Source organism: Marinobacterium nitratireducens, from assembly GCF_014645375.1.
GTDB lineage: Bacteria > Pseudomonadota > Gammaproteobacteria > Pseudomonadales > Balneatricaceae > Marinobacterium_A > Marinobacterium_A nitratireducens.
In genome coordinates this window covers 202,330-216,215 of the sequence record NZ_BMLT01000007.1, presented here as the reverse complement: position 1 = coordinate 216,215, position 13,886 = coordinate 202,330, and the positions used below count along the sequence as shown (strand labels likewise).

At 63.5% G+C, this 13,886-nt stretch carries 12 protein-coding genes; 2 read left to right on the top strand and 10 right to left on the bottom strand.

Features of this window, described 5'->3' with window-relative positions; all coding sequences use genetic code 11:
• Window positions 1-47: 47 nt before the first annotated feature.
• The 10 genes from IEX85_RS15035 to IEX85_RS14990 all read right to left on the bottom strand — a co-directional run bounded on the left by IEX85_RS15035 (window position 48) and on the right by IEX85_RS14990 (window position 10,788).
• Window positions 48-1,421 carry a DUF1329 domain-containing protein gene (locus IEX85_RS15035; RefSeq protein ID WP_188861426.1) on the bottom strand — a complete coding sequence of 458 codons (1,374 nt, stop codon included), beginning with the start codon at window positions 1,419-1,421 and terminating at the stop codon, window positions 48-50.
• Window positions 1,422-1,447: 26 nt separating this feature from the next.
• Window positions 1,448-3,289 carry a DUF1302 domain-containing protein gene (locus IEX85_RS15030; protein ID WP_188861425.1) on the bottom strand — a complete coding sequence of 614 codons (1,842 nt, stop codon included), beginning with the start codon at window positions 3,287-3,289 and terminating at the stop codon, window positions 1,448-1,450.
• A gap of 162 nt (window positions 3,290-3,451) precedes the next feature.
• Window positions 3,452-4,030 (bottom strand): RBBP9/YdeN family alpha/beta hydrolase, encoded by a 579-nt coding sequence (locus IEX85_RS15025; RefSeq protein WP_229721951.1) that lies wholly within the window; start codon window positions 4,028-4,030, stop codon window positions 3,452-3,454.
• 367 nt (window positions 4,031-4,397) lie between these two features.
• Window positions 4,398-5,408 (bottom strand): YeiH family protein, encoded by a 1,011-nt coding sequence (locus IEX85_RS15020; protein WP_188861423.1) that lies wholly within the window; start codon window positions 5,406-5,408, stop codon window positions 4,398-4,400.
• A complete protein-coding gene (locus IEX85_RS15015; protein ID WP_188861422.1) occupies window positions 5,405-5,728 on the bottom strand; it encodes a Rieske (2Fe-2S) protein in 324 nt (107 codons plus the stop codon). Before IEX85_RS15015 ends, IEX85_RS15020 begins: the two co-directional genes overlap by 4 nt.
• Complete coding sequence (locus IEX85_RS15010) at window positions 5,725-6,393, bottom strand: DsbA family oxidoreductase (protein ID WP_188861421.1); 669 nt, start codon at window positions 6,391-6,393, stop codon at window positions 5,725-5,727. The genes IEX85_RS15015 and IEX85_RS15010 overlap by 4 nt, the downstream gene beginning before the upstream one ends.
• Window positions 6,390-7,715, bottom strand: coding sequence for an MFS transporter (locus tag IEX85_RS15005; RefSeq protein WP_188861420.1), 1,326 nt, complete (start codon window positions 7,713-7,715; stop codon window positions 6,390-6,392). Before IEX85_RS15005 ends, IEX85_RS15010 begins: the two co-directional genes overlap by 4 nt.
• Before the next feature lie 102 nt (window positions 7,716-7,817).
• The gene (locus IEX85_RS15000; RefSeq protein ID WP_188861419.1) at window positions 7,818-8,873 is read right to left on the bottom strand and encodes a beta-keto acid cleavage family enzyme; all 1,056 of its coding nucleotides are present in this window, start codon (window positions 8,871-8,873) and stop codon (window positions 7,818-7,820) included.
• Between the two features lie 74 nt (window positions 8,874-8,947).
• Window positions 8,948-9,796: a TauD/TfdA dioxygenase family protein gene (locus IEX85_RS14995; RefSeq protein ID WP_188861418.1), complete on the bottom strand. Its 849-nt coding sequence runs from the start codon at window positions 9,794-9,796 to the stop codon at window positions 8,948-8,950.
• An 11-nt stretch (window positions 9,797-9,807) separates the two neighbouring features.
• Complete coding sequence (locus IEX85_RS14990) at window positions 9,808-10,788, bottom strand: quinone oxidoreductase family protein (RefSeq protein WP_188861417.1); 981 nt, start codon at window positions 10,786-10,788, stop codon at window positions 9,808-9,810.
• 238 nt (window positions 10,789-11,026) lie between these two features.
• Here IEX85_RS14990 and IEX85_RS14985 point away from each other — a divergent pair, with 238 nt between their 5' ends.
• Window positions 11,027-12,013 (top strand): AraC family transcriptional regulator, encoded by a 987-nt coding sequence (locus IEX85_RS14985; RefSeq protein WP_229721950.1) that lies wholly within the window; start codon window positions 11,027-11,029, stop codon window positions 12,011-12,013.
• Between the two features lie 137 nt (window positions 12,014-12,150).
• Complete coding sequence (locus tag IEX85_RS14980) at window positions 12,151-13,803, top strand: fatty acid--CoA ligase (RefSeq protein WP_188861415.1); 1,653 nt, start codon at window positions 12,151-12,153, stop codon at window positions 13,801-13,803.
• Window positions 13,804-13,886 lie beyond the last annotated feature (83 nt).

Genomic DNA, 13,886 nt, shown 5'->3' with positions numbered 1-13,886 from the left:
CCCTCGTCTTGGGTGACGGGGCGCTGTCCGCGGTTTGAAAAGAACGCTTAGCGAATGCCTGAGCCCGCCAGCGATTGGGATGACCATTTGGCCGCCGACAACGGTTCGATGTAGCCGATGCCGCCGTACGGACCGACAATGCCGTTGATGTTGTAGGTGCCGCCGATCAGGTCATAGACCATGTGCGGTGTGGCGTCGGGGATGTCCCGGTCGTAACTCTGGGTCAGGAAGGCGAAAGAGCCGCGATAGAGCTGCCCCCGCGCATCGTACTCATCCGACGCCAGCGCGACCCAGCTGTCCTCGTCGAGGTAGAAGGTGCGTGTCTGGTAGACATGGCGCTTGTCGTCCTTGAGGGCAGCTTCGACCACCCAGACGCGGTGCTTCTCCCAGCGTACGAATTCCGGTGCCAGGTGGTTCGGCGTGGTCAGCTTCTTCGGATCGTCGATGTAGGTGAGATCGTAGGTGTTGTAGGGGACGTACATCTCCTTTTTGCCCAGCAGCTTCCAGTCGAAACGGTCCATGGCGCCACTGAAGACGAAGATGTCATCAAAGGTCGAGGAACCGGCCGTGCCGGGGTTGGGCGTGTCGTAGGCCAGGCTCGGCGCCAGTTTAACCCGGCGCTGTCCGGGCAGGTACTGCCAGGCACGGCGCGGCTGCTGCAGCGGATTAGCGGCGTCCTGCACCATCAGCGCTTCGCCGGCACGGCGTGCGGGACCGGAGTAGTAGATTTTGGAGCGGTAGTAGATATCGTCGCCGGCGATCGGCTTGGACATGTCATGGTAGATCGGATAGTCGTTGAAGGCCGTACCGGTGGTAGCGAGCGTGGCGACGCCCGCGGCGTCCACGTTCCAGGAGTCGTACTTGGATTCGATGGCTTTTCCCTGAAAGCGCAGAAGATGGTTCCACATCGCTTCACGACCCGTCTGGGGGATGGGGAAGGGGACGCCCGGCAGGACGTTCTCCAACGCCAGGCCCTGTTCGGTCGCCCGGGCGTCGACGGCATTCCTGAGCGTATTGTCGAGGTTCGCCTGGGGCAGAGTGGCTGTGCGGTGTGTCGGATAGACCTCGACCCGGAAGCTCGGGAAGCGAGAGATCAGCTCGACCGTGGTCGCGCTCAGGTTGTCTTTGAACGTGGCGAGATTGCTGCTGTCGATCACAAGCGTCGGCTTTTCGTCGGCAAAGGGGTTGGGGCGAACGTTGCTGCCGACCTGAAAGCCTGCCGGCGCCGTGCGCAGACCGCCGTTGTACTCGGGGATCGAGCCGTCTGCGTTGGCGGCCTTTTCGGCGCCGACGATCGTCAGGCTGGCGCCAAGCTTGGCGGCTTCTTCCGGCGAGACGCCGGCATAGGCCGCGGCGCTCAATGCAGTCGCCAGTACAAAAACGGTAAAGGACGGCAGTGTGGCTCTGGATTCGGATTTCATTGTTATTGTCTCCTGTTTATCAGCTGTCAGAAGGTCGTCTTGAACGACGCGACGATCATGCCGCGATCCTTCATCAGGGGTGCCAGACCCGCCTGGGAGGTGATCTGTCCCGGAATGCACTGGTAGGCGCCGTTGGCTCCCGGCGTGTTGTTGTCGGTGCCGCTCTTGCAGGTTTCGATATCGCCGAAGGCGTCGACGTATTTGAGATCGAACTGATACTTCTGGTAGAGATCGCCCGACAGCCCGACGGAGAAGTCGCCGGAGTCTTCATTGCCGCCGAACTGGACCGCCGAATTACCGTGCAGGCCGACGCTCACGCTCATCGGCATCGAGAGATTGAAGCCCGGCAGAACCTGGTACCAGGTCGGTGTGAATTTCGCCGCCAGGGTGTAGGCGTTGGTCGTAACCTTATCGAGACCCCTGTAACTTTCGTGGCCCTTGAAGGTCTGCTCGCCCTCGGTGACGTCTACCAGATGGGTCATGGCGCCTTCAACCGCCAGTACCGAGGCGTCCCACAGCGGCGTGTCGCCGAACGCGACCAGACCGTTCAGCACGACATGGAAGGTGTCACCGCGGGCGAGACCCGTTTCACCGCTGCCGGGCTTGCCGGCGATGATGTTGGCGCCGTCGATCAGACCGGCCTTGCCCGCGTCGTACAGTACCTGATTCACCGTGCTGAAGTTGCTGGCGAGTGCCATGTTGCGGCGGTAGTTGACGTCCATGCCGACGCTGACCGGTCCGAGGCTTTTCGACAGGCTGACACCGAAGATGTCGATATCGTCCGCGTAGGTGGTGAAATAGTTGAGATCGGCCAGCCCCGCGAGACCCGGCTGATGCAGGTTGGGCGCATCGACGAGCAGAAACGGCAGGGTGTCGGAGGTATTGCGGTAGAAGAAGCCCAGGGTGCCATCCAGCCACTGCGGACTCCAGGAGGCCCGAAGGCCGAAGTCGCCGCTGTTGTCCGGTCGTACGTCGCCGCCGCGGGGCGCGCCGTAAAAGGCATTTTGCGCCGCGATCGGCAGCCAGAACACTTCGCCGCCATCCAGTGCCATGTCGTAGGGGCCGCGGTAGGTGCCGCCTTCCGGGAACCGCGAGTTCTCGAATTCCAGGAAATACTGGGCACCGAGGGTCAGTTCCGGCGTCAGGGTCAGCGAGGCCGACACCTGGTTGCGGGGGATGAACAGCTCCTTCGCCTCGGTGCCGGGCACGCTGAACAGCTTGCCGAGGTCCAGTGCCGACTGACCGTAGTTGATACCGTTGGCGGCGTTGAACAGCGTCTCGCCCCAGTACTGGGTATGGCGGCCGATCTTGATGTTGAACAGCGAGTCGCCGATTTCGGCGTTATAAAACAGGAAGGCATCCAGCAGCTCACCCGAAGGGCCGTGGTAATAGCGGTTGGCGAAATTGCTCAGGCCCCGGGTGCGTGGCTCTGTACCGATCAGCCGGGCGCCGGCCGGAGACGCCGACACCAGGTTGCCGGCGTTGGCCGCAAGTCCCGGATAGGGATTGTCGTCGTTACCGATATCGCTGTAGGCGTGGTCATACCAGGCCGCACCGCTAAGGCGAAAACCCATGCGGTCCTGATAGATGACGTCCAGCTCGGTCAGCAGGTCGACGCGCTCATTGATGGCGTCGCCGCTGTCAAAATGCAGATCGCCGTCGTTGAAGTTCGCGCTGTTGGCGATCGACGGGTTGCGGCCCTCGACGCGCTGGCCGTAGTTCAGCTTGACGGTGTTGTCGAAACGCACGGACAGGTCGGGGTTGCCGGTGTCGACCTCGAATGCCTGGGCACTGGAGATGCCCATCGCGACCAGTACCGCAGTGGACAGCAGACGCCGGTGCAGCCGGGGCGCATTGTTATCGTTCATGAAGGTTACTCCGCTTATTGTTATGTTGTTTTCACAGCGTTTTACATCGGGCCCGCGTGCCGGCGGGCCGCGGCAGGTCCCGGTTCTACAGCCTGTCGGACACCGGGGCGCCACAGGAACGACGCGGCCGTTGGCGCGCGCCGAAGGTTTGGTTCGGGTCTCTCAGCCCTCCAGTCGTTGAATCAGCGCCTCGGCCTCGGGCCATTCGCCGAAGCCGGACGCGGGGTTGAGGTGCCCGACCTCGCCGAGATCGACGAGCTCGCTGTTCCAGTCCCTCGCCAGGGCGGCGGCGGCGTCGAAGCTCGCCAGGTAGTCGTTGCTGCTGGCGGCCAGAATGCTCGGGAAGGGCAGCGGCTCGCGCGGCAGCGGCGCCCAGCCGTTCGCGCGCAGCGAGTCCGGCGTCGGGTAGTTGTCCGGCCAGGTCGCATCGAGATCGGGAGGCGCGGCCAGCAGCGCACCCTTTATCGGGCGCCGGGCGGTCGCCGCCCAATGCGCGACCATCAGAACGCCGGCACTGTGGGCGACCAGGATGACGGGGCCGTCGATCCGGTCCAGTTCGGCTTGTATGGCCTCAACGCGCGCGGCGCAGCTGAGCTTGTTCGCTTCCAGCGGTGGCACCGTACGCACCCGCGGCAGCTTCTCCGCGAGCAGCGTTTGCCAGTGTTCGGCGACGTGGTCGCGCAGCCCGGGTACTATCAATACGGTTGTGGGCAGAACTGTCGTGGAAAGTTGGTCTTGCACGTGGTGATCCTTGTTTCGTTGATTCGCGGATGGACGGCAACAGCAAACCGATACCCCTGACATTAAGGTTCCGGCGCCCGATGCGCTTTTCATTAGGTGACTTTTGATTTTCATTTGATGACAACATGGTTTTCATTCGATGACAGCCAGGCAAGCCGAAACCGCACCGGCAGGCACCGGGTGCCGCTTGTGGGCGGAAGGACTTTCAGAAGTGGGAATGGCGGTAAAAAGAAGCGGGGGGCTTCCTGGCGTCAAAGCGGTAGGGCAGGCAGGGTGGTCTGGTGCGGGGCGGAGCCTATCGAACGCCATCCTGAGTTAAAACTGGCACGTCCCTGTGCCGAACCGGCGGCGCGGAATCCTTTCTCGCCTAAAAGCCCCAGCGCAACATCAGCAACACGAGCACGGCGAGGAAGACGGTTTCGCCGATCATCAGCAGGATGGGCTTCAGACCTACGCTGGCCAGCTCCTTCAGCTGGGTCTTCATGCCCAAGGCGCTGATGGCGATCACCAGGCACCAGCGCGACAGCTCGTTGCCGAGATCCTGGATCGCGGGCGCGACCCAGCCGGTGCTGTTGACGGTCGCCAGCAGGATAAAGCCAACCGCGAACCAGGGCAGCAGCGGCGGGCGCTTGGCGCCGGGCTCGGCGCCCCGGGCGCGGGTGATCATGGCCGCGCAGAGGATCACCGGCAGCAGCATCGCCACGCGCATCAGCTTCACAACGGTCGCGGTGTCTCCGGTCTCGGTGGACAGGCTGTAACCGGCGCCGACCACCTGGGCGACATCGTGAATGGTGCCGCCAAGGAAGATTCCGGCGTGCTCGGGGGAAAGGTCGAAGTACTGGGTGATCATCGGGTAGAGGATCATGGCCAGGGTCGACAGCGCCGACACCCCTATCACGGTAAAGAGGGTGGCGCGCTCCTTCTGCGGGTGTCCGGGCAGGGCGGCGGCCAGCGCCAGGGCTGCCGAGGCGCCGCAGATGGCCGTGGCGCCGCCGGTGAGCATACCGAACAGTGGCTGGAATCCCAGCGCCCGGGCCGCCAGCACGGACACCAGGATGGTCAGTACAACGAGGCCGACCACCAGTGCCACCGGTTGCCAGCCCAGCGCCGCGATCTGCTCCAGGGTGATACGCATCCCGAGCAGGGCTACACCGATGCGCAGCACCGAGCGGGCGGTGAATTCGATGCCGGGCCGGCACTTTTCGTCGGAGGCAAGAAAGCTCAGTGCCATACCCAGCAGCAGGGCGAAGAGCATGACGGGGGCGCCATAATGCTCGGATAGAAAGCTGGCGGCGGCGGCGACGATCAGGCTGACAGCAAAGCCAGGCGCGTATTGACGCGCCCGGTCCGGGAAACAGGCAACAGCGGCGGTATTCATGGCGCATTATCCTCTGCCAGAACCAGGTAAATTCGGTCACCCCTGCGCTCAATGGGGTAGGTGGCGACTCTGACGTTGGTTGAATTAAACAGGTACCCGCTCGCCAGGTCGTAACGCAGGCCGTGGGCGCAGCATTGAATCGTGCGCCCCTCGAGCCGCCCGCCGGCGAGCGATGCGCCCTGGTGGGGGCAACTGTCGTCGATGGCATAAAGTTCGCCGTCGACATTGAACAGCGCGACGCAGCCGTCATCGATCCACAGCAGCGACCGGCTGCCCCTCGCAGGGATTTTCTCGGACGGTATTTCGTAACACCGGGTCATGCCGTTCGGCCTCCCGCTTCGGCAGGCGCCAGTGCGCCGTACAGGGCACCCTCCAGCACGTCGGCCGGTTGCGCGCCTGAAATCCGGTATTTCCCGTTGATGACGAACAGCGGCACCATCGCGGGGCCGGTATCCGGAAACGCCGGGACGAAGCGTCCGCCGTTGCCGCGCAGCAGGGGGTCGATACCGTCCGTCGGGAAGCCGCATTCCTGCATGATGCGCGAGAGCGTCGCCGGGTCCCCCAGGTCTTCGCCGCGCTGGAAATAAGCGCTGAACAAACGCTCCAGCAGGGCATCACGCTGTGCGGTCGTGCCGAGGGTACCGGCATGGGCGAACAGCCGGTGCGCGGCGGCAGTATTCGGCATTCTGCGGATGCTGGCCAGGTCGATGGCGACGCCGGCGTCAGCTGCGGCCTGCCGGACCTGATGCTGACGCCGGGCGACGGCTTCGGCACTGCCCAAACGGTTGCGATAAAAGGCGTCGAAGGGCTCACCCTCTATCGGCAGGTCCTGCAGCAGCTGGACGCCCTGCCAGCGGATCTCGACGTCGATCCCGGGGTGGTCGGCATGCAACCCGGCAAGCGCCAGTTCCAGCTTCCGCTTGCCGATCAGGCACCAGGGACAGATGAAGTCGAAGTAGACGTCGATGGACAGTTTTGGGGTCATGTCGGGGTCTCCGCGGCTTCTGCTTTCATCGCCACGGCTTCAGACTTTGGGCTTGAACCCCGGGCGATATCCTTCAGATAACTGCGTTTCGCGTAAAAAAAGACAGCCGCCGCGGCAATGCTGACCAGCGGCACCAGTTGAAAGGCGGCCTGAAGTCCGATCAGGTCCGATACCTTGCCGGTGATAAAGGGGCCCGGCGCCAGTCCCAGCAGGTTGTTGACCAGCGTCAGGGTCGCGAAGGCGGTGCCGTGGACCGAGTAGTGGGTCAGGTTGGCGACCATCGCGCTGGAGGGGCCATTGGTGCCTGCCGCCAACATCATGCCTAGGGCGAGCAACAGCAATTGTCCGGTGCCGTGGGGCAGCGCGAAGGCCAGCGACAGCAGCACGCAGCTGCCAAGGCAGTAAGTGATGGCAAGGGAGATCTTGCGCGATGGCGACTGCTGGCACATCCGGTCGCTGAGCATGCCGCACAGGATCATGCCTGCGCCGCTGCACAGCAGAATGACGGCGGCGAAAGCGCCGGCCTTGTCCGTGCTCATGTCGTAATAGCGGTTCAGGTAACTGGGAATCCAGACGATCATGGTGCCGGCGACGAACAGTTGCAGGCCGCTGCCAACATAGGCGCAGAGCACCGAGCGGCAGCCGAACAGGGTCCGCAGCGGATGTCCGGCCGCTTTGTCGCGCGGCCGTACCCGGGGGCGTCGCGGAGCGATGCGCTTCTCGCGCACGACAATGGGATAGAGCATCGCCAGGCACAGTCCGAACAGCGCCATGCCGCCAAATGCCCAGCGCCAGCCCAGGTGTGCGGCCAGCAGGCCGCCGAGGCCGACACCCAGCACCGAGCCGAACATGCCGCCGGCCATGAAGGCTGCGGCCAGGGTCGCGCGCAGGCGCTTGGGGAAGACGGACAGCACGACGGCAATCCCGACGCTGCCGTAGGCGGCTTCGCCGACGCCGACCAGAAAGCGGGCGACAAACATCTGCTCGTAGGTCTGGGCGAGGGCGCAGCCCAGGGTCGCAAGACTCCAGAGGCCGGCCATCAGCGCCAGGCTCTTGACGCGGCCCCAGCGGTCGGCGGCCAGTGACAGCGGAAAGGTCAGCAGGCCGACCATCAGTGCGACGATGCCGCTGAGCAGTCCTAACTGGTAGTCGGTCAGGGTCCATTCACCCTTCAGCAGGGGAAAGACGGCGTTGAGGACCTGGCGGGACATGTAGTCGGAGATCAACAGTCCGAACGTCAGGGCGAAGACGATCCAGGCGTAGGGGCGAGGCACATAGCCGGACACGTCCTCGGCATCGTCCTGTGCTACGTAGTGGGCCATGAGACTTCCTCTTTTAATTATTGTTATTGCGGGTGCAGTTTGGTGAACCGTCGCCGGGACCGTCAATCGCGGTATTCCGTTCCCGGCGACGGCGCTATCCGGCTAGCGGCCGCGCAACGGCACGTTTTTCTGTCCCGGTCGACGGTTCGGCGCCAGGCCGTTGGCCGCCAGTGTCTCGTCGGCGTCCTTGTACCAGGTGCCGATCTTGTAAATCTCGCGCGCTTCCGGGCCGCTGGCCACTTCGCGGCCCAATTCCCGGGCGATGCGGACCAGCTGGTGGATCTGCTCCACCGAGGTCATGCGGTTGCCGTGCTGGTCGATCAGGGTGTCCTCGATGCCGCAGCGCGGGTGAAGGCCCAGCGCCATGGCGACGGTGTTGATCGGCAGTACATTCTTCATCAACGATTCAAGCGTCAGGCAGGCACCGTCCGGCGCGCGGCGGATGAACTCCATGAAGTTGTAGGGGTTCGGACCGTCGAAACCGCCGCCGATACCGACCCAGGTGAGATTGAGGGGGCCGCGGTAGACGCCGCGGCGCACCAGCCGCTCGAGGGTTTCCAGCGAGTGCATGCCGGTCAGCTGGAAGTGGGGCTGGATACCGGAGGCCTGCAGGCGGCGCAGGTGCTCCTCGACCCAGGCGGGACCCGCCGGCACCGTCATTTCGCGATATGCTTCCCAGTAGACCGGTTCGCACAGGCTGGTGCCGCCGACTTCGTCCTCGTTCATCAGCTCGGTGATGTTCATCTGCACGGTGTTGATGGCGACGGTGACCTGGTCCGGCTTGGGGGTCAGCTCCGCCAGCATGTGGCGGGTATCGTCCGACAGCCACTTGGCCGCTTCGCCGTCGCTTTCCGGTGCGAACGAGATGGAACCACCAACCTGGATGATCATCTCGGGTACGGCTTCACGGACGCCGGCGATCAGTTCATTGAACTTGGACAGACGCTTGGAACCCTTGCCGTCCAGCTCCCGTACGTGCAGGTGCAGTACCGTCGCACCGGCTTCGTAGCAATCGACGGCTTTTTGGATCTGCTCGTCCATGGTCACCGGGATATCTTCCGGGAAGTCTTCCGGCATCCATTCCGGTCCGTAGGGCGCGACCGTGATTACGACTTTATCCTGATTCTGCGGGTGCAGAGAATCGTCTAGAAATTGCATGGGTGTCTCCTGGTTCTTCAATGGCACCCGATACCGCACCGCGCGGTATCGGGCAGGCGTGAAGCGATGCGGGATCAGTAAGGTTTGTCGCCGACGATGCCGGCGCGCTCCATCTTGCGGTGGCACGGCGGGTAGTCCATGACGGCGTAGTGCTGGGTCGAGCGGTTGTCCCAGATCGCCACGCTGTTGGGCTTCCAGCGCCAGCGCACCTGATACTCGGGGTTGAACGCCTGTCGAATCAGGTACTGCAGCAACTCGGCCGCGCCGGGGGCGAAATCCTGGCCGTAGCGGATATTCTCGGGCCGGTGGTAGTTGGTGAAGTGGGTGGTGAAGGCGTTGACGTACAGCACCTTTTCGCCGGTCTCCGGATGGGTGCGTACGACGGGATGCTCCGGGTCGGGATACTGCGCCTTCAGCGCCAGGCGCTTCTCGATCGGCATGGCGGCGCCGAACGTGGCCTCGATACTGTGCCGCGCACGCAGGTCGGCGATCCTGCGCTTGATGTCGTCCGGCAGTTTCTCGTAGGCGAGCGCCATGTTGGCCCACATGGTATCGCCGCCGACCGGCGGACATTCCACGCAGCGCAACACACAGCCGAGCGGCGGCGCTTCGCGCCAGGTGGCGTCGGTGTGCCAGGCGTTCTCGTAACGGTCGTTGGGCTGATCCGGCGTTTTGTAGATGCGCACGAGTCCTGGATTCTCCGGATCGCTGCCGGCGACCGGATGGTCTTCCAGCTCGCCGAAGCGTCGTGCGAAGGCGACGTGCTCGGCGCGGCTGATCGTCTGATCCCGCAGAAACAGCACCTTGTGCTCGAGCAGGAGGGCGCGGATCTCGTCGAACAGGCCGTTATCCGTGACGGCGGCGGCTAGATTGACATCGACGAGTTCCGCGCCGATCGCGCAGGTAAGCGGTTCTACACGCATGGCTTGTTTCCTCAGATGATGAAGATCGACGAACCAGTGGTTTTGCGGGCTTCAAGGTCTCGGTGAGCCTGGACGGCATCTTCCAGCGCGTAGTGCTGGTTGATCTCGATCCTGATGCGGCCGCTGCCGACGTGATCGAACAGCTCGCCGGCCAGAGCCGCCTTTTCGGCGGGGTCCGCGATGTAGTCGGCCAGGGCGGGACGGGTCAGGTACAGCGACCCCTTCATCGCCAGTAGCTGCGGATCGAACGGCGGGATGGTGCCGGATGCGGTACCGACGCAGACCATCAGCCCCCGGCGCCGGAGGGAATTCAGAGACGCCTCGAAGGTATCCCGGCCGACGCTGTCGAACACCACGTTGACACCGACGCCGTCGGTCAGTTCGCGCACCCGGGCGGCGACATCCTCGTGGCTGTAGTTAATGACATGATCGCAGCCGTGGGCCAGGGCGACCTCCGCCTTGGCGTCGGTGGACACGGTGCCTATCACGGTCAGCCCCAGCAGTTTCGCCCACTGGGATACGATCAGCCCGACGCCGCCGGCGGCGGCGTGCAGCAGGATGCTGTCGCCGGCCTTGAAGTCGTAGATGCGGCGCATCAGGTACGCGGAGGTAAGGCCGCGCATGGTCATCGCCGCGGCGGTCTCGAACGAGATGGTATCCGGAAGCTTGATCAGGGGCGCCGCCGGCACCAGACGCTCGGTGCAGTAGGCGCCAAGGGTATTGATGAAGCCGGTGTAGGTGACGCGGTCGCCAACGGCGACATTGCTGACATTGGTGCCGGTTGCCACGACCACGCCGGCGGCCTCCACGCCGATGCCGTTCGGCAGCGGTATCGGATAGGTACCGTCGCGAAAATAGGTGTCGGCATAGTTCAGGCCAACGGCGACATGACGGACACGCACTTCGTCGGGGGCTGGTTCTCCCACCTCGATGTCCTCATAGCGCATGACGTCGGGGCTACCGGTTTCGTAAAATCGTACGGCTTTGGCCATACCTGTTCTCCAGTCTTTGTTTTTGTGAATGGCTGCAGTTGCGCCTCTCCGTTGTATTCGAATGTAGGGGAGCGGTCAGCAGTATGCTTTTCATTAGGTGACAGTTGCTTTTCATTGCATGACAGCTTATCTCTATAACTCGCGCCGCCGGTTGCCCGGGGCGGGTGTTTAAGGTTTTGATAGACGCGAACTGAATTCGGCAAAGGTGCCCAATATGGCCGCATTGACCAGAGCGGGAGTGCTCACAAACTACATCGAAGTGGCGCAGCATCTGGGGTTAAATCCCCATGAGATGTTGCGGCGGGTCGGGTTGAGCAAAGCCTTGATCGAGCAGCCGGAACAGCGCATTCCGACGGTCGCGGCGGTCACGCTGCTCGAAGAGTCGGCGCGGGAAAGCGGCTGTCAGACCTTTGGACTTCGAATGGCGGAGTCGCGCCAGCTGGCGGATTTCGGCGCCATCAGCCTGATGCTGATGCATCAGCCAACGCTGCGAGACGCCATCAGGACCACCGTGCAGTACCGTCATATGCTTAACGAGGCGCTGGCGGTATACCTGGAAGAGGCCGGCAGGACGGTGATCATACGCGAAGAGGTCGTGACCGATGTGCCGATGCCGACCCGGCAGGCGATCGAACTGGCCATCGGTATCATGTACCGCCTTTCGGGTGCCCTGCTCGGTGCGAACTGGCGTCCACACAGCGTCAACTTCACCCATGAGGCGCCCGCCGACCTGCATCTGCACCGTCGCCTGTTCCGCTGCAACCTCGAGTTCGGCGCCGAGTTCAACGGCATCGTCTGCGCCGCCGCGGATCTCGACAAACCGAACCCGCTTGCCGATTCCGCGCTCGCGCGTTTCGCCCAGCACTATGTCGACTCGCTGGCCGTGACGGACGCGCGTTCGGTGGTGCTCGATGTGCGCAAGGCGATCTATCTGCTGTTGCCGATGGGGCGCGCCAGTATCGAGCAGATTGCAGAAGCCCTCGGCATGAACGTGCGCTCGCTGCAGCGTCGGCTGGCGGAGCACGACGAAACCTTCTCGAACCTGATCAACAGCGTGCGCCGCGAGCTTGTGATGCGCTACATGGAAAACGAAAGTTACTCCATGAGCCAGATCGCCGACCTGCTGGGTTACGGTATGCCGAGCTCCTTCACCCGCTGGTTCATTGCTCAATTCGGGGTCGCACCGGTGCAATGGCGCGCTTCGATTACCGCTCCCGAACCTTAGCGACTGTGGAGTCGGGACGCTCTGTCACGAAATGAAAACTCCTTGGCGTCCAGTGCTAAGTAGCGCAGGCCGTACTTTTCTAGATTCGATTGCTAACGCCTGTCGGCGACTCCCAAAGACGAATCCGGAAAACGACCATGAATACAAAAATAATCGAGCCCTGCGACGGCGCCTACCAGTATCCGCTGCTGATCAAGCGCCTGCTGCTGTCGGGGCAGCGCTACGCTCCCGGAAATGAAATAGTCTGCGCAGATCGCCGTTACGACTATCGTGAACTGAACAGGCGCATCGCCAGGCTGGCGAACGTACTGCGCGCGGCGGGCATCGGCCCCGGTGACACGGTGGCAGTGATGGACTGGGACAGCCATCGTTATCTCGAAGCCTATTTCGCGGTGCCGATGATCGGCGCCGTGCTGCACCACGTCAACGTGCGCCTGAGCGTCGATCAGATCGGCTATACCATGGCCCACGCCGAAGACCGCCTGGTGCTGGTTCACGACGACTTCCTGCCGATCGTCGAGGAACTTGCGGGGCGGCTGCCGCTGGTGCGGGGCTTTATCCGACTGAGCGACAGCGATGCAGTCGCCGACACCTCACTCAACAGCCTCGGCGAGTACGAGGCGCTGCTGGACGCGGCGTCTGCGGACTGCGACTTCCCGGATTTCGATGAAAACTCCGTCGCCACGACGTTCTACACAACCGGCACCACCGGCAATCCCAAGGGGGTGTTCTTCAGCCACCGGCAACTGGTGCTGCACACGCTGAACATGGCGACAACGCTCGCCGCGCACGACGGCGTGCCGCTGTTACGCTCCCAGGACGTCTATATGCCGATGACGCCGATGTTCCATGTCCACGCCTGGGGCGTTCCCTATGTCGCGACGCTGCTGGGGGTCAAGCAGGTCTACCCGGGGCGCTATGAGCCCAATCGGCTGGTGAAGTTGTACCGGGAAGAGGGGGTGACCTTTTCCCACGGTGTACCGACGGTGCTGCAGATGGTACTCAACTGCGACGAAGCGAAGGACACCGACCTCGGACGCTGGAAGCTCCTCACCGGAGGCGCCGCCCCGACGGAGGGGCTGGTCAGGCAAATGTCGGAGCGCGGTATAGGCTTCTATACCGGGTACGGCATGTCCGAAACCTGCCCGTTGCTGAGTCTGACCTACCTCGATGCCCGCCAGGCCGAGCTGCCAGCGGCCGAGCAGGTGGCGCTGCGGATGCGTACCGGCGTGCCGATCCCGCTGGTCGATCTTCGTATCGTCGACGAGGCCGGCCGCGAGGTGGAACCGGATGACCGCGGCGTCGGCGAGGTGCAGGTGCGTGCGCCCTGGCTCACCCAGGGTTACCTGCGTGAACCGGAAAAGGGTGCCGAGTTGTGGCAGGGGGGCTGGCTGCACACCGGCGATGTCGCCTCGATCAACCGGGACGGTGTGCTGCAGATCCGCGACCGCATCAAGGATGTGATCAAGACCGGCGGCGAGTGGATCTCCTCGCTGCTGCTCGAGAGCCTGATCAGCCGGCACCCGAAGGTGGCCAACGTCGCCGTGATCGGGGTACCCGACGCCCGCTGGGACGAGCGCCCGCTGGCACTGGTGGTGCCGGCCGCCGGCGAAACGCTTGACAGCGAGATGCTGAAGCGCCACCTGGCACAGTTCGTCGCCAGCGGCGAGATCAACAAGTGGGCGATCCCGGACGACATTCGATTCGTCGAATCGATCCCGGTGACCAGCGTCGGCAAGGTCAACAAGAAGCAGATCCGCGAGCGAATCGCGCAGAGTGCAACCCTGTAACGATCTTGACGGATCGGTGTGGCTTTCGGCGGCGATTATTCCCCCGGGGCTGGCGCTGTTCGCGCAAAAGAGTGTACTTTCCC